We start from the raw sequence: 15,471 nt of genomic DNA, 5'->3' as shown, positions 1-15,471 counted from the left end.
GTAGGGTGGATAAGCGCAAGCGTCATCCACCACATTACAAAAAATCACTTGCTACCAAACAACTGACTCATCCGCTCCAGAACATGCGTGGCACTGTAATAATCCAGACGGAATGTTTCGGTGCCCAGCGCATAAACCTGTTTTTTCTGCACGGCGCCCAGGTGCGAAAGCAATGGGTTGGTTTCCAGCGCCGTGGCATCTTTCTCATCGCTGGCGAACAGGAACAAACTCTCACCATTCAAACCCGCAGCAAGATTCTCGCCACCCAATTGCACGATGTCGTGGCGTTTTCCCATGCTCTTGCTGGCATTCACCGCCGCAGGCAAAGACGACAAAGTAAAACCTAACTGCTGGAACAATTTCCCCTGCGCGGATTCTGCCGTCCACAGGTTTGCCGAACGTGATGCCGGGGTGTAAACCAGCGCGGTGACCGGCTGTGGCGGCAGCGTCATACGCTGTTTTGCCTCGTTGAGCTGCTTATCAAAACTGGCAATGCGTGCCGCCGCCTGGGTTTCATGCCCGGTAATCTCGCCGAGTTGCGTCAGCAATTGCTGCCAGCTTTTGTCGTCGTAATTGATAACTAACGTCGGGGCGATAGTGGAAAGCTGGTCATAAAGGGCGAGGGCGGAATCGCCTCCGGTGGCACTAATCAAAATCAAATCTGGCATTTGCGCAGCCACGGCTTCGGCGCTGGCTTCGCCAATATATAAACGCTGCACGTTGCGCGCTTTTGCGATATCACCCCACTGGCGCAGGAAACCTTGCGCATCTCCCATTCGATTGCCAGGTGTGGTGGCACCGCTTGCCACCACGGGGGCATCAATTGCCAGCAGCGAGCCGGTTAGCGTGACGCTAGTGGAAACAATGCGCAGCGGTGCTTGTGTCAGCGTATGTGTGCCATGGCTGTCGGTGATCGTTCGCGGCCAGTCGGCGGCGTGGGCGAGGCTGCTTAAGCATAGAAAGATGAATGCGGAGAATCTGATTTTCACTCAATGACATCCTGTTGAAATTTGCCTGATGGCGGTGGATGGCGCTGGCGCTTACCCACCCTACAAAACCGTTTCGCGTAGATCGGATAAGCATTAGCGCCATCCGACAAGACTGAGCAACTATTGACAGTGCTGTCTTTTCTCTTTAGGTTACGACCCCGAAAAGCAAATGATAATCATTATTACTATCTTTTGTCATGTTTTTACGGAGAGTTCATGGAAACGTTACTGGCTGAGGAACGACAAGAAAAACGGCTAACACCTTGTGCAGATAGTTTTTTCTTTATGTCGCCATATCGCAGTTTTTCAACAAGCGGCTGCTTTGCTCGCCTGGATTGCCCGGCGATTGATGGCGCAAATTCCCATGGTCACCTGCAAACTTCGTTGCGTGAAGCGTTCGAAAATGCCAAAAAACATGGCATCGAGAAGCCGGTTGTCGTCGGTGCCATTCCGTTTGATCCCCGCCAACCTTCAGCGCTGTTTATCCCTGAAAGCTGGCAGCCGTTTTCACGCGCCCAACGCCAGGATGACGCCCGCCAAACGGCTGTGGCGAAACCGCTCAACATTGCCGCGCGTAAAGCGATTCCGGAACAAGACAAATTTATGGAAATGGTGGCTCATGCCGCCGCTGCAACGGCGCAGCCGGATATCGACAAAGTGGTGCTCTCGCGCCTGATTGATATCGAAACCCAAATGCCAATTGATCTCGATGGGCTGCTCAATCGCCTGATTAGCCAAAACCCCACCAGCTACAACTTCCACGTCCCGTTGCCGGATGGCAGCTCGCTAGTGGGTGCCAGCCCGGAATTGCTGTTACGTAAATCCGGCAAGAATTTCAGCTCGCTGCCGCTGGCGGGATCGGCACGGCGCGACCGGGAAAATATCCCGCGTGATAGCGAAATTGGCACGCAGTTACTGCACTCAAAGAAAGACCGCCACGAACACGGTCTGGTGACGCAAGCGATGCGCGATGTTTTGCAGCCGCACAGCCAGACTTTGACGCTCTCTGACACGCCAGAACTGATTACCACGCCGACCTTATGGCACCTCGCCACGCCGATTTACGGCCAGGTAAAAGACCCGCAGGACAATGCGTTATCCCTCGCCTGCCTGCTGCACCCGACGCCGGCGTTGAGTGGCTTCCCACACGATGTGGCGCGCAAATTGATTGCAGAACTTGAGCCATTTGACCGCGAGCTGTTCGGCGGCATCGTCGGCTGGTGTGACGCTGAAGGCAACGGTGAGTGGGTGGTGACAATCCGCTGCGCCCGTGTCGCTGCAAACCAGGTGCGCCTGTTCGCTGGGGCGGGCATCGTGCCTGCTTCGTCGCCGGAATCGGAGTGGCGCGAAACTGGCGTCAAACTTTCCACCATGCTCCACGTATTTGGACTCAACTAAATGGCGATTCAATTCACGCGCTGGCCGGACGATTTAGCGGCCCGCTACCGCGAAAAAGGTTACTGGGCGGATTTGCCGCTGACCGATATTCTCAACCGCCACGCGCACAATGACGCAATTGCGCTGGTTGATGGCGAACGCCATTTCAGCTATCGCGAATTAGAACAAGCGGCGACGCGCCTGGCTTCAGCCCTTAAACGCCGTGGCCTGAACAACGGCGAAACTGCGTTGGTGCAGCTCGGTAATGTGTCGGAACTGTACATCACGCTATTCGCGCTGCTGAAAATTGGCGTAGCACCGGTTAACGCGCTGTTCAGCCATCAACGCACCGAGATGGAAGCCTACGCGCAGCAAATTGAGCCGGTGGTGCTGATTGCCGACCGCAAACACAATTTGTTCGTTCATGATGATTTCCTTGATGCGCTGTGCCAGCAAAACCCGTCGCTACGCATGGCTGTTTTGCTCAATGAAAGCGACCGCGAACGTTCGCTAAGTGCCTTCATCAACGAAGCGGAAGACAACTTTGTCGCTTCGCCATCGGCGGCGGACGAAGTGGCATTTTTCCAGCTTTCCGGCGGCAGCACCGGCACGCCGAAACTGATCCCGCGCACCCATAACGATTACTACTACAGCATTCGCCGCAGCGTCGAAATCTGCCGTTTTGATACCCACACGCGCTTCTTGTGCGCCATTCCGGCGGCGCATAACTACGCGCTGAGTTCACCAGGTTCGCTGGGCGTTTTTTACGGCGGCGGGCGTGTGGTGCTGGCAAACGACCCGAGCGCCACGCTCTGTTTCCCGCTGATTGAACGCCATCAAATCAACGTCACCGCACTGGTGCCGCCTGCGGTCAGTCTGTGGTTACAAGCCATTGGCGAATGGGGCAGCAATAAATCGCTTGAGTCGCTAAAGCTGTTGCAGGTCGGCGGTGCGCGTTTAAGCGAAGCGCTTGCCGCCCGCATTCCCGCTGAAATTGGCTGCCAGTTACAGCAGGTTTTCGGCATGGCCGAAGGGCTGGTGAACTACACGCGCCTTGATGATTCAGATGAACATATCTTCAAAACCCAGGGTAAGCCGATGTGCCCGGACGACGAAGTGTGGGTGGCCGATGAAAATGGCAACCCATTACCGCATGGCGAAGTGGGCCGCCTGATGACGCGCGGGCCGTACACCTTCCGGGGCTATTACCGCAGCCCGGAACACAACGCCAGCGCCTTCGATGCCAACGGTTTTTACTGCTCCGGCGACCTGATTTCGATTGCTGAAGACGGCTACATCACCGTGCAGGGGCGCGAGAAAGATCAGATCAATCGCGGTGGCGAGAAGATCGCCGCCGAGGAGATCGAAAACCTGCTGCTGCGCCATGAAGAGATCGTCCATGCCGCGCTGGTTTCGATGGAAGACAGTTTATTGGGCGAGAAAAGCTGCGCGTTTATCGTCGGCAGTCGCCTGTTCCGCGCGGTAGAAATTCGCCGTTATTTGCGTGAGTTGGGCATTGCCGACTTCAAGCTACCGGATCGCATTGAAATTGTTGAAAACCTGCCGCTGACCGCGGTGGGTAAAGTGGACAAAAAACGTTTGCGCCAGTTGATTGCTGACAGGCAACTGGTTTCCTGACTGACGGAGAATTTATGGCTATTCCAAAATTGAACGCGTACAGCTTACCGACGGCTGCCGACATCCCGGAAAACAAAGTGAACTGGGCGTTTGAACCCGAGCGTGCGGCACTGCTGATTCACGATATGCAGGAATATTTCATCGATTTCTGGGGCGATGATTGCCCAATGATCCAGCAGGTTATTGCCAATATTGCCGCGCTGCGCGCTTACTGCAAACGCCACAATATTCCGGTCTATTACACCGCGCAGCCGAATGCGCAAAGTGATGAAGACCGTGCGCTGCTTAACGACATGTGGGGGCCGGGCTTAAATAAACACCCTGAGCGCCAGAAAGTGGTGGCAGAACTTGCGCCAGACGAACACGACACGGTGCTGACCAAATGGCGTTACAGCGCGTTTATCCGCTCGCCGCTGGAACAGGCGTTAAAAGAAACCGGCCGTAACCAGCTGATTATTTGCGGTGTTTACGCGCACATTGGCTGCATGACCACGGCAACTGATGCGTTTATGCGTGACATCAAACCGTTTATGGTCGCTGATGCGCTGGCTGATTTCAGCCGCGAAGAACACATCATGGCGCTGAAATACACCGCAGGCCGTTCCGGGCGCGTGGTGATGACCCGCGATTTGCTGCCCGAATGTGCGCCGCAAAACAAACAGCAACTACGTGAAATCGTCCTGCCGTTGCTGGATGAATCCGACATCCCGGAAGATGACGAAAACCTGATTGATTACGGCCTCGATTCGGTGCGCATGATGGCGCTGGCGGCACGCTGGCGCAAAATTCACGCTGACATCGATTTCGTGATGCTGGCGAAAAACCCGAGCATCGACGCCTGGTGGGTACTACTGTCTCGGGAAGTGGCGGCATGAACATCGATTTTAGCGGCAAAACCGTCTGGGTAACGGGCGCAGGCAAGGGCATCGGTTACCACACCGCGCGGGCGTTTAGCGAAGCTGGTGCGACGGTTATCGGCTTTGATCTGGCGTTCCCATTGGAGATTTATCCGTTTGCCACCCAAGTGTTAAACGTGGCGGATGCCGACCGGGTTGCCAGCGTGACTCAGCGAATACTCAGCGACGAACGGCAACTGGATGTGCTGGTGAATGCGGCGGGAATTTTGCGCATGGGTGCTACGGATGCGTTAGCGCTGCAAGACTGGCAGGACACGTTTGCGGTCAACGTCGGCGGCGCGTTCAATATGTTCCGCGCCGTGATGCCACATATGCGTGAGCAGCGTAGCGGGGCGATTGTGACCGTTGCATCCGATGCCGCGCACACGCCGCGCACCGGAATGTCGGCCTATGGCGCGTCGAAAGCGGCGCTCAAAAGCCTGGCGTTAACCGTTGGCCTGGAACTGGCACCGTTTGGCGTGCGCTGCAATGTGGTGTCGCCGGGGTCGACGGACACCGATATGCAACGCACGTTGTGGAAAACGGCAGACGCCGAACAGCAGCGTATACAGGGCTTCCCGGAACAGTTCAAACTGGGCATTCCGCTGGGCAAAATCGCCCGCCCGCAGGAAATCGCCAGCACGATTTTGTTCCTCGCTTCCACTCACGCCAGCCACATCACTTTGCAGGATATTGTGATTGATGGCGGCGCAACGCTTGGAGCCTGAATGAGTATCTGGAAACGAGAGCTCACTCTTGAGGCGTTAAACAAAACCAGCGTCGGCACAATGGTTGAGCATCTCGGTATCGTTTATACGTACATGGACGAGGAAAGCCTGGAAGCGCAAATGCCGGTCGATAACCGCACCCAGCAGCCGTTTGGTTTGCTGCATGGCGGCGCGTCTGTAGTGCTGGCAGAAACCCTGGGTTCAATGGCCGGATTTCTGACAACGAGTGAAGGGCAGTGCGTGGTGGGAACGGAAATCAACGCCAGCCATCATCGCGCGGTGGCATCAGGTACGGTGCGCGGCGTGTGCAAACCGCTGCATTTAGGGAAGTCTTCTCAGGTGTGGGAAATTGCCATTTTTGATGGGCGCGGCAAGCGTTGTTGTACTAGCCGTTTGACGACGGCGACGCTGGGTTAACACAAACCTAACCCTGATGGAGAGGAGACAGCTCTGTTTTCGCCCTCTTCTGGGGAGAGGGCCGGGGTGAGGGCGCTCCAACAAATTCCCCGCAAAGTGATCTCCTTAACAAGCTGATGTAAAGACCTGGTCAAACATCTGTATTCTGTTGTTTTCATATTGTTAAATTCATGTGCTTGATCTAGAACAAAACGGTAATACCGTCGCCTCTGGCCCTACACATGGAAAACAAAGATGAATAATCCAGGGAAACACCTTATCTGGGGCGTGCTTGCACTAATCGGTGCCTTCGCGCTCGGCTATATCGCACTCAATCGCGGCGAACAGATAAACGCATTGTGGATTGTGGTTGCTGCAATCTGCGTTTACCTCATCGCTTATCGTTATTACGGCCTGTTTATCGCTAAACGCGTCTTAACCGTTGATGCCACTCGTATGACGCCAGCCGTGCGCCATAACGATGGGCTGGACTATGTCCCGACGGACAAAAAAGTCCTGTTCGGTCACCATTTTGCCGCCATTGCCGGTGCGGGGCCGCTTGTCGGACCGGTGCTTGCCGCGCAAATGGGCTACTTGCCGGGCATGCTCTGGCTGCTGGCCGGTGTGGTGTTGGCTGGTGCGGTACAAGATTTTATGGTGCTGTTTGTCTCAACCCGTCGTGACGGGCGTTCGCTGGGTGAACTGGTGAAAGAAGAGATGGGCAACACCGCAGGCGTCATTGCTTTGGTCGCCTGTTTCATGATTATGGTCATCATCCTTGCGGTGCTGGCGATGATCGTGGTGAAAGCGCTGACTCACAGCCCGTGGGGAACCTACACCGTAGCGTTCACCATTCCACTGGCATTGTTTATGGGCGTCTATATTCGCTATCTGCGTCCAGGCCGTATTGGTGAAGTCTCGGTGATTGGCCTGGTGATGCTGATCTTCGCTATTATTTCCGGCGGTTGGGTGGCTGAAAGCCCAACATGGGCGCCATACTTTGACTTTACCGGCGTGCAGTTGACGTGGATGCTGGTGGGTTATGGCTTTGTCGCCGCGGTACTACCGGTTTGGCTGCTGCTGGCACCGCGTGATTACCTCTCAACCTTCCTGAAAATCGGCACCATTATTGGCTTGGCAATTGGCATTTTGATTATGCGCCCAACGCTGCAAATGCCTTCTTTGACCAAGTTTATTGATGGCACCGGCCCGGTTTGGACAGGTGACCTGTTCCCGTTCCTGTTCATCACCATTGCTTGTGGCGCAGTTTCTGGCTTCCACGCCCTGATCGCTTCTGGCACCACGCCGAAAATGCTGGCTAACGAAAACCAGGCTTGCTTCATCGGTTACGGTGGCATGTTGATGGAATCGTTTGTGGCAATCATGGCGCTGGTTGCCGCCTGTGTTATCGACCCGGGCGTGTACTTCGCGATGAACAGCCCGATGGCGGTACTGGCTCCGGCAGGAACTGTAGATGTAGTCGCTTCTGCTGCCAGCGTGGTGAGCAGTTGGGGCTTCCATATCACTCCGGACACCCTGACCAACATTGCTAATGAAGTGGGTGAGCAGAGCATTATTTCCCGCGCGGGTGGCGCACCAACGCTTGCGGTGGGGATGGCTTACATTCTGCATGGCGCGCTGGGCGGCCTGATGGATGTCTCGTTCTGGTATCACTTCGCTATTCTGTTTGAAGCTCTGTTTATTCTGACTGCGGTAGATGCCGGTACCCGTGCGGCGCGCTTTATGCTGCAAGATTTACTGGGCGTAATCTCTCCGGGTCTTAAGCGTACCGACTCGCTGCCAGCAAACTTACTGGCTACGGCACTTTGCGTGCTGGCATGGGGTTACTTCCTGCACCAGGGCGTGGTCGATCCACTCGGCGGTATCAACACCTTGTGGCCGCTGTTTGGTATTGCCAACCAGATGCTGGCAGGTATGGCGTTGATGCTGTGTGCAGTCGTACTGTTTAAGATGAAGAAGCAGAAATATGCCTGGGTGGCTTTGGTCCCAACCGCATGGCTGTTGATTTGTACGTTGACGGCAGGCTGGCAAAAAGCCTTTAGCGACAACCCGAAAGTGGGCTTCCTGGCTATCGCTAACAAGTTCCAGGCAACTCTCGACAGCGGCAAAATCCCTGCGCAATACACCGAGTCACAGCTTTCCCAGTTGGTGTTTAACAACCGTCTGGATGCCGGGCTGACTATCTTCTTTATGGTGGTTGTGGTGGTGATTGGTCTGTTCGCGATTAAAACTGCGCGCCAGGCGCTGAAATCTGACCTTCCTACCGCAAGGGAAACGCCTTACGAGAAGATGCCAGAAGATGCTGAGCAGATTGTGGCTCAGGCGAAGAGTGCGCATTAATTTAGAACAACCCTCACCCTAACCCTCTCCCTGAGGGAGAGGGAATTAGCTTTTCCCCCTCTCCTGTGGGAGAGGGCCGGGGTGAGGGCAGTCCAATAATACAGGAGCCACTATGTTCGACACTCTCGCTAAAGCCGGAAAATACCTCGGCCAGGCCGCTAAACTGATGGTTGGCGTACCTGATTACGACAACTATGTGCAACACATCCGTCTGACTCATCCGGAACAGACGCCGATGACTTACGAAGAGTTTTTCCGCGAGCGTCAGGATGCGCGATACGGCGGCAAAGGCGGCGCTCGCTGCTGTTAATCTAAGGAATTGGACATGAATCAAGCGGTATCTGTCACTCTGTTAACGGGCTTTCTTGGTTCCGGGAAAACCACACTTCTCAACTATTTTCTCGCCCATAACGGCAACGAACCCGTCGCCATTCTGGAAAACGAATTTGGTGCGGTAAATATCGATGGAGCTTTGCTCAGAGGCGGTGAAAACGTCAACGTCGTGGAGCTCAGTAACGGTTGCGTGTGTTGCAGCGTGCGCGGAGAATTCACCGCCGCACTCAGAGAAATGCTGGCAAAACGCGCGTCGGGTCAGTTGAAATTTGAGCGGTTGATTGTTGAAACCACAGGTCTTGCTGACCCAGCTCCCATCGTGCAAACCTTCTTTGTGGATGAATATCTGCGTGACGCATTGCGTCTTGATGCGGTCATTGCGCTGGCAGATGCAGAACATATTTCACGCCAGTTGGATGAGCATGCGGTTGCTGCCGCCCAGCTCGGTTTTGCCGACCGAATTTTGCTGACTAAAGCCGATCGTGTTGATGACGAAACCAAACAACAGGCGCTGGAGCGGATCCATCGGATCAACAATAAAGCTGATATTTTTGAGATCGTAAACGGCGAATGCCCGGCGGAAATGTGGCTCGATCTCAACGCGTTCGAACTCACGGATACCATTGAATTAGCCTCGGGATTTCGCGTGATTCGCGCTGACGATGATCACCCCGTGAGCTTCAAACCGTTTCGTAAAACGGCGGCAAAAAAGTCCTGGGATGATGCCATCCAGGCCCACGTTTTTGATGCCGGGTTGTTGGATGTGAAGAAAATTGGCGCGTTTATGGAAAGTTGCATCGCGCGTTTTGGTAACGACATGCTGCGTTACAAAGGCGTACTGGCGATTGATGGCCATCCGCAACGCCTTATCGTGCAAGGGGTACATAAAGTGGTGGGCTTTGACTACGGCTCAACATGGCACCCGAGCGAATCGCGCGTCTCACGCTTAGTCATCATCGGGCGTTATTTACCGATTGAGGAGATGCGTCGGGAATTTGCTGCAACTTCGATTTAGGTATGAAACCAGAGATGTGATCTCAAACACGATTTTCAGCTCTGCCGAATAAAGCTGTTGTGTGAAACGAAGCAGTGTGGTTGTATAAATTTCGACGTTAAATCGCGTAAACACTATTCAGGACCCAAATGACTACATTCACTCGCAACACTGGCCTACTACTAACCGCGCTACCAGCCGCGGTGGTCGTCGTGCGTGTGGTGGTGGTCGTCGGCAATGCGCCGTAGGGTCTGAATCAACGCATCGATTCCAAAACCCCGCCGGCGCAAACCGGGCGGGGTTTCTTGTTTTAGTCCCCCGGCCAGAAGCGCAACGGCACGAGAAGAAGGACTGGAGCATGGCAATTTCGGAAAACCCACCGCAAGCACACCGTATTACGGGCGCACAATTAATTGTGCAAATGCTTGAGCACCATGGCATTACCACCATCAGCGGTATTCCCGGTGGCACCGTCCTGCCGCTCTATAACGCGCTCAGCCAAAGCAAAAAAATTCGCCATATTCTGGCACGCCACGAACAGGGGGCGGGCTTTATGGCGCAAGGCATGGCCCGCACACAGGGTAAAGCGGCGGTGTGTATCGCCTGTAGCGGCCCTGGTGCGACAAACCTGGTCACCGCGATTGCCGATGCGCGACTCGACTCCATCCCGTTGGTTTGTATTACCGGCCAGGTGCCAAAATCAATGATTGGCACCGACGCCTTCCAGGAAGTCGACACTTACGGCATCTCCATTCCCATCACCAAACACAACTATCTGGTTCGCGATATTAGCGAACTGCCACAGGTGATTTGCGACGCGTTCCGCATTGCTGAATCTGGCCGCCCAGGCCCGGTCTGGATTGATATTCCAAAAGACGTGCAAACCGCAGAAATTGACATCAGCGAGCTGCCGCCCGTTTCTGCCCATACTCCTGCACCGCAGTTTGAAGCACAGCAACTTGCTGATGCCGCGGCAATGATTAACCAGGCGCAGCGCCCGGTTCTTTATCTTGGCGGCGGAGTCATCAATGCGCATGCCAACGCCCGTGCACTGGCGGAAAAAGCTAACCTGCCAACCACCATGACGCTGATGGCGCTCGGTACTATTCCGGCGAAGCATCCGTTATCGCTTGGCATGCTGGGGATGCACGGCGCTCGCAGCACCAACTACATTTTGCAGGAAGCAGATTTGCTGATTGTTTTAGGCGCACGCTTTGATGACCGCGCGATTGGTAAAACGGAAGAGTTCTGTCCGAACGCAAAAATCATTCATGTTGATATCGACCGCGCCGAGCTGGGTAAAATTAAGCAGGCACACGTGGCGATTCGCGCGGATGTCGGTGAAGTGCTGGAACAATTACTGCCAAAAATTGACGCCAAGCCGCGCCAGCAGTGGCTGCAACAAGTCGCAGGTTTGCAGCAAGAATTCCCGTTCAATATGCCTGGTGCTGATAACCCGTTGACGCCATACGGCCTGATTAACGCCGCTGCGGCTTGCGTGGATGACAACGCAGTGATTACCACCGATGTCGGCCAGCACCAAATGTGGGTAGCGCAGGCGTATCCGCTGAACCGTCCACGCCAGTGGCTGACTTCCGGTGGTTTAGGAACGATGGGATTTGGCCTGCCCGCTGCGGTAGGTGCGGCATTAGCTGAGCCAAACCGCAAAGTGCTGTGCTTTACCGGTGATGGCAGCATCATGATGAATATTCAGGAAATGGCGACCGCTGCCGATCATAATCTGGACGTGAAGATCATCCTGTTGAACAACCAGGCGCTGGGACTGGTACACCAACAACAAACGTTGTTCTATCAACAAAATGTCTTTGCGGCGACCTATTCCGGACAAACTAACTTCCTGAAAATTGCCGAAGGTTTTGGCCTGGCAACCTGTGATTTGAATGCAGCAGCAGACCCGCAAGCGGCATTGCAGGAGGCGATTTCACGCCCTGGCCCTTGCCTGATTCACGTGCGCATTGATGCCAGTGAAAAAGTATTCCCGATGGTGCCGCCAGGCGCTGCCAACATTGAGATGATTGGAGAGTAAGCCATGCAACAACTAACCGTTATTCTGGAACTTACGGTGAGCAACCATCCGGGTGTGATGTCTCACATTTGCGGCCTGTTCGCTCGCCGCGCCTTTAACGTCGAAGGTATTCTCTGTCTGCCGTTACCACAGGGCGACCAGAGCCGTATCTGGCTACAAGTGGCGGATGACCAGCGTCTTGAGCAGATGATTAGCCAAATCGATAAACTTGAAGATGTGGTACAAATCAGGCGCGATGCAGACGGTGCGGGCATTTTTGGTAAGCTAACCGCACTGGTTCAATAGCATTTCAGGGTGGGTAAACGGTAAGTTTATCCACCCAATTTTGCACGATTCATCATTCTGCACTGCAACTCCGCTTCGTTATTTTCACCATTCTGGAAGCTTCTCGCAAAACAATAATCCCGTCGCAATAAAGCCAACCTGATTGCATAAATCCAGGGTAGATTGCCCACGTAAACGTTAATCGTATAAAAAGTGAGCTTGGCGAATGCGTTTCTGTGGCATATGCTATGGCATAGGTCATTAAGTGCCAGGAGTTACCATGGAGCGCGTCGCGAAGCTTTTTAAAAACGGCAGAAACCAGGCGGTGAGGTTACCGGTGGAATTTGAGTTTGATACCGACAGGGTATATATCCGCAAAGACAAGGAGGGAAACGTGATTCTTTCAAAAAATCCAGCCAAACCAGAAGGATGGGGTAACGTTTTTGCTTTAGTGAAGAAAGCAAAAGTGCCTGATAACTTCCTTGATGAGCAGGAGCGTAACCAGAGTATTGCCGACAGAGATCCCTTTGCAGGGATGGACTGACCATGTACATGCTGGATACCAACACGGTGAGCTATCTTTTCCGTCAGCATCCTAAAGTGATAGAAAAGCTGGCTCAAACGCGCCCTGTAGAAGTGTGCATTTCTAGTGTAACGGAAGCTGAGCTGTTATATGGCGTGGCTAAGCGCCAGAGTAAAAATCTGGCTGCGGCGGTGCAGGGTTTTCTGGAAACAGTATCGGTCTACGCGTGGGACAGCGAAGCGGCAAAAAGCTACGGTCAGTTACGAGCGGCGATGGAAAAGAAAGGCAAAGTATTGGGTCATCTTGACCAGTTAATTGCCGCTCACGCCCTGAGCCGAAACGCGACGGTGGTCACCAGCGATCGTGCTTTTACCATGGTCGGGCGTTTACGCGTTGAGGACTGGACGCGCTAGCTCGCTCCAGTAAGACTGCTTTGCAACTGTTGTGCAATCTGGTTCATTTGTGCCATTGGGCCGTGTCCAATCACCATAAACTGGTGGTTTGTACTCGCCCAATAAACAATATTCATGCCCAGCCGTTGCTCGTTTTTCGCCGTTATCGGTTTCCCTGAATAGCCGGTGATACACAACGCCAAGGGGCCGTGGGCGGTATCAAGCCAGGTAATTTGCGCGATGGACTGTTCATCGTAAGACAGTACGCGTGCGTTTTTCAGCGTGGCATCTTGCAGGGCAAGGCTTTCTGGATTCAGCGCTAAACCGAGTTGTGTCCCCGTGGTTTTCAATTGCGCTTCCAGCGCCTGGCGTGTTGGTGTTTCAGCCAGCGTCTGTGGCGTATAAAGCGCCATATATTGCGCCACTAATTCACGCCAGCTTTCTTCAGGTTGAGATAAAAGTAACAAAGCGCGGTCGCCAATCACACCCAATGCCAGAAAACTTACCGCAGCGGCGATGAGATGACGTCGGGATACGGCAGCTGTTGCGGGAGTGAGATAAGCCTGTAAGCGAGATTGCGGTGCCGCTTCCAGCAAAGGTTCGAAAGCAGACTTAAAAGGTAAACTGCTACGCTCTAACAGCAACAGCCGTTCAGCCAGATACGCATCATGACTGAGGCGTTCTTCCAGTTGCTGGCGCTGCGTGGCGCTGAGTTCATTGTCCAGATACGCCACCAGCAGCTCATCTGTATTGGCAGTAAGTGTCATGAACTTTCTCCTTTTAATGATGGCGAATCAGGCTGAAGCGCGCGGTCCTGAGCCAGCGTCAGCCGCGCGGTGGCAAGCCTGCTCATCACCGTTCCCACCGGGACATTGAGAATTTTCGCCGCCTCGCGATACGACAACTCTTCGACATAAACCAGAAAAACGGTGTCCCGCTGGGCTTCGGGTAAACGAGCCACGCGTTTCATCACATCGTTTGTCCAGATGGGATCATCGCAGTTCCCGCTTTCCGTGAGCGTATCGATATCCACAAATCCCTGTCCGCGACGAATTTGCTGCGCCCGAACTTCATTGAGCCAAATGGAGTGCAGGATGGAAAAGAGCCAGCTATCCATCCTGCTGCCCGCCTCAAATTGTGCGGCGCGTTCAATGGCGCGCACACAGGTTGCCTGCACCAAATCATCGGCAATATCCCGCTGATGAGAAAGCACCAGGCCGTAGCGCCACAGGCGTGAAAGATATTGCGCGAGATCGCGGCGTATCGCTTCGCTACTAATTTTCACCTCCGATTAGGATTCGGGATGGCCGTCGATGGCTGCGGACAAATCGCGATACTCCTCGCAGCTGGTACCGCACAGAGTTTTGATGGCAGCGAGCTGTTCACGAGCAAGCTCCGGACGGTTTTTGATCATGTACGCTTCCCCGAGATACTCGCGAACTTTTGGATATTTCGGATCGAGGGCGACAGATTTCAAATAATAGCCGATCCCTTCATCGGTACGGCCCAGTTTGCGAGTGGCATAACCTCGATAATTGAGCGCTTCGGCGGTGTTTTGGTCTTTCAACGTATTGAGCATATCCAGCGCTTCCTGGTAGCGGCCCGCTTTTGCCAGCGCGTAAGCGTAGTCGGTGCGGGATTCGTCGCCTATCATCCCCCCTTTATCGACCATACAAGTTTTGGTTTTTGAGTCATAAATTTGCCCCTTAGGGCAGGTTGGCGGAACGGGTTCGTCGTTGCTGCCGCCCATGGCCTGAACGTAGCCGGAAAACAACATCAAACTGGTGACAACTGCGGGAACAAACTGGCGGTAAAAACGCTTCATGATAATAGCCTCGTGGTGTTCGGTATGGAGTAAACACCTGGGATCACGAATTTATTCGTTTTATCTTTCTGCGCCGCAAGGATTGTTCTGAGATGCCGGGCAAGCCCGTATTCAACTTCTATACTTGATGTTCGTGTTAATAAAATAGGAGCGATTACATGACCATTCATAAGAAAGGGCAGGCTCACTGGGAAGGTGACATTAAACGCGGCAAAGGGACTGTTTCCACCGAGAGCGGCGCGTTAAAAGAACAGCCCTATGGTTTTAATACACGTTTTGAAGGGGTTGCCGGGACCAATCCGGAAGAGTTAATCGGTGCGGCACACGCAGCCTGTTTTTCGATGGCGCTTTCGCTAATGCTTGGCGAAGAGGGCTACACGGCAGAAAGCATCGACACCACAGCGGATGTCTCGCTGGATAAAACCGACGGTGGCTTTGCCATTACCAAAATTGCGCTAACCAGTAACGTCAAAGTGCCGAATGCGGATAGCGCGGTGTTCGATAAAATTATCCAGAAAGCCAAAGCTGGTTGCCCGGTATCGCAACTGATGAAAGCTGAAATCACCCTCGACTACAAACTCAATTAATGCCCAGCAAGCGCTGCTTCCGGTGAAGCCCGGCGGCAGCGCTGCGCCTTTTATCTTCATGCTGGAAGGCATGCCGCAAAGCTAAACTTTCACCCCGAATACCTCTCGCTCTCTTCCTTCA

Annotated in this window: 18 protein-coding genes; 14 read left to right on the top strand and 4 right to left on the bottom strand. The window is 53.9% G+C overall.

What is annotated here, in order from left to right:
* Positions 1 to 44: 44 nt before the first annotated feature.
* Positions 45 to 989: a Fe2+-enterobactin ABC transporter substrate-binding protein gene (gene fepB / locus MNO13_RS18465; protein WP_241939116.1), complete on the bottom strand. Its 945-nt coding sequence runs from the start codon at positions 987 to 989 to the stop codon at positions 45 to 47.
* Between the two features lie 216 nt (positions 990 to 1,205).
* On the opposite strand from fepB, the gene entC reads away from it, so the two are divergent.
* From entC to MNO13_RS18400, 13 genes are all read left to right on the top strand, one after another.
* Entirely contained in the window at positions 1,206 to 2,387 is a 1,182-nt protein-coding gene (entC, locus tag MNO13_RS18460; RefSeq protein ID WP_121814161.1) for an isochorismate synthase EntC, read from the top strand.
* Positions 2,388 to 4,004 carry a (2,3-dihydroxybenzoyl)adenylate synthase gene (locus MNO13_RS18455; RefSeq protein ID WP_064548912.1) on the top strand — a complete coding sequence of 539 codons (1,617 nt, stop codon included), beginning with the start codon at positions 2,388 to 2,390 and terminating at the stop codon, positions 4,002 to 4,004.
* Positions 4,005 to 4,018: 14 nt separating this feature from the next.
* The gene (locus MNO13_RS18450) at positions 4,019 to 4,879 is read left to right on the top strand and encodes an isochorismatase (RefSeq protein WP_121814159.1); all 861 of its coding nucleotides are present in this window, start codon (positions 4,019 to 4,021) and stop codon (positions 4,877 to 4,879) included.
* Positions 4,876 to 5,628, top strand: coding sequence for a 2,3-dihydro-2,3-dihydroxybenzoate dehydrogenase (gene dhbA / locus MNO13_RS18445; protein ID WP_241939115.1), 753 nt, complete (start codon positions 4,876 to 4,878; stop codon positions 5,626 to 5,628). Before MNO13_RS18450 ends, dhbA begins: the two co-directional genes overlap by 4 nt.
* Entirely contained in the window at positions 5,629 to 6,045 is a 417-nt protein-coding gene (gene entH / locus MNO13_RS18440) for a proofreading thioesterase EntH (RefSeq protein ID WP_241939114.1), read from the top strand.
* A gap of 234 nt (positions 6,046 to 6,279) precedes the next feature.
* Positions 6,280 to 8,385, top strand: coding sequence for a pyruvate/proton symporter CstA (gene cstA / locus MNO13_RS18435; RefSeq protein ID WP_064548905.1), 2,106 nt, complete (start codon positions 6,280 to 6,282; stop codon positions 8,383 to 8,385).
* A 112-nt stretch (positions 8,386 to 8,497) separates the two neighbouring features.
* Entirely contained in the window at positions 8,498 to 8,695 is a 198-nt protein-coding gene (locus MNO13_RS18430; RefSeq protein ID WP_034456870.1) for a YbdD/YjiX family protein, read from the top strand.
* Positions 8,696 to 8,710: 15 nt separating this feature from the next.
* Positions 8,711 to 9,733 carry a CobW family GTP-binding protein gene (locus tag MNO13_RS18425; RefSeq protein ID WP_232886114.1) on the top strand — a complete coding sequence of 341 codons (1,023 nt, stop codon included), beginning with the start codon at positions 8,711 to 8,713 and terminating at the stop codon, positions 9,731 to 9,733.
* A gap of 128 nt (positions 9,734 to 9,861) precedes the next feature.
* Positions 9,862 to 9,960, top strand: coding sequence for an ilvB operon leader peptide IvbL (gene ivbL, locus MNO13_RS18420; protein WP_074388597.1), 99 nt, complete (start codon positions 9,862 to 9,864; stop codon positions 9,958 to 9,960).
* Between the two features lie 110 nt (positions 9,961 to 10,070).
* The gene (gene ilvB, locus MNO13_RS18415) at positions 10,071 to 11,759 is read left to right on the top strand and encodes an acetolactate synthase large subunit (protein WP_133522378.1); all 1,689 of its coding nucleotides are present in this window, start codon (positions 10,071 to 10,073) and stop codon (positions 11,757 to 11,759) included.
* A gap of 3 nt (positions 11,760 to 11,762) precedes the next feature.
* Positions 11,763 to 12,044 (top strand): acetolactate synthase small subunit, encoded by a 282-nt coding sequence (gene ilvN / locus MNO13_RS18410; RefSeq protein ID WP_064548899.1) that lies wholly within the window; start codon positions 11,763 to 11,765, stop codon positions 12,042 to 12,044.
* 259 nt (positions 12,045 to 12,303) lie between these two features.
* Positions 12,304 to 12,567, top strand: coding sequence for an antitoxin (locus MNO13_RS18405; RefSeq protein ID WP_064548897.1), 264 nt, complete (start codon positions 12,304 to 12,306; stop codon positions 12,565 to 12,567).
* A gap of 2 nt (positions 12,568 to 12,569) precedes the next feature.
* On the top strand, positions 12,570 to 12,959 hold the full coding sequence (locus MNO13_RS18400) for a type II toxin-antitoxin system VapC family toxin (protein ID WP_064548895.1): 390 nt from the start codon (positions 12,570 to 12,572) through the stop codon (positions 12,957 to 12,959).
* On the opposite strand, the gene MNO13_RS18395 is transcribed toward MNO13_RS18400, so the two are convergent.
* The 3 genes from MNO13_RS18395 to MNO13_RS18385 form a co-directional block, all read right to left on the bottom strand.
* Entirely contained in the window at positions 12,956 to 13,705 is a 750-nt protein-coding gene (locus tag MNO13_RS18395) for an anti-sigma factor family protein (RefSeq protein ID WP_241939113.1), read from the bottom strand. The two genes, MNO13_RS18400 and MNO13_RS18395, sit on opposite strands and share 4 nt — an antisense overlap.
* Positions 13,702 to 14,151 carry an RNA polymerase sigma factor gene (locus tag MNO13_RS18390; RefSeq protein WP_241940082.1) on the bottom strand — a complete coding sequence of 150 codons (450 nt, stop codon included), beginning with the start codon at positions 14,149 to 14,151 and terminating at the stop codon, positions 13,702 to 13,704. Before MNO13_RS18390 ends, MNO13_RS18395 begins: the two co-directional genes overlap by 4 nt.
* Positions 14,152 to 14,229: 78 nt before the next feature.
* Positions 14,230 to 14,763 (bottom strand): tetratricopeptide repeat protein, encoded by a 534-nt coding sequence (locus tag MNO13_RS18385; protein WP_241939112.1) that lies wholly within the window; start codon positions 14,761 to 14,763, stop codon positions 14,230 to 14,232.
* 158 nt (positions 14,764 to 14,921) lie between these two features.
* On the opposite strand from MNO13_RS18385, the gene MNO13_RS18380 reads away from it, so the two are divergent.
* A complete protein-coding gene (locus MNO13_RS18380) occupies positions 14,922 to 15,350 on the top strand; it encodes an OsmC family protein (RefSeq protein ID WP_121814153.1) in 429 nt (142 codons plus the stop codon).
* Positions 15,351 to 15,471: the final 121 nt, after the last annotated feature.

This window comes from Buttiauxella ferragutiae (assembly GCF_022637515.1).
Classification (GTDB): Bacteria; Pseudomonadota; Gammaproteobacteria; order Enterobacterales; family Enterobacteriaceae; genus Buttiauxella; species Buttiauxella ferragutiae.
The sequence above is the reverse complement of the archived record's forward strand: the minus strand, read 5'-3'. Positions and strand labels throughout refer to the sequence as shown.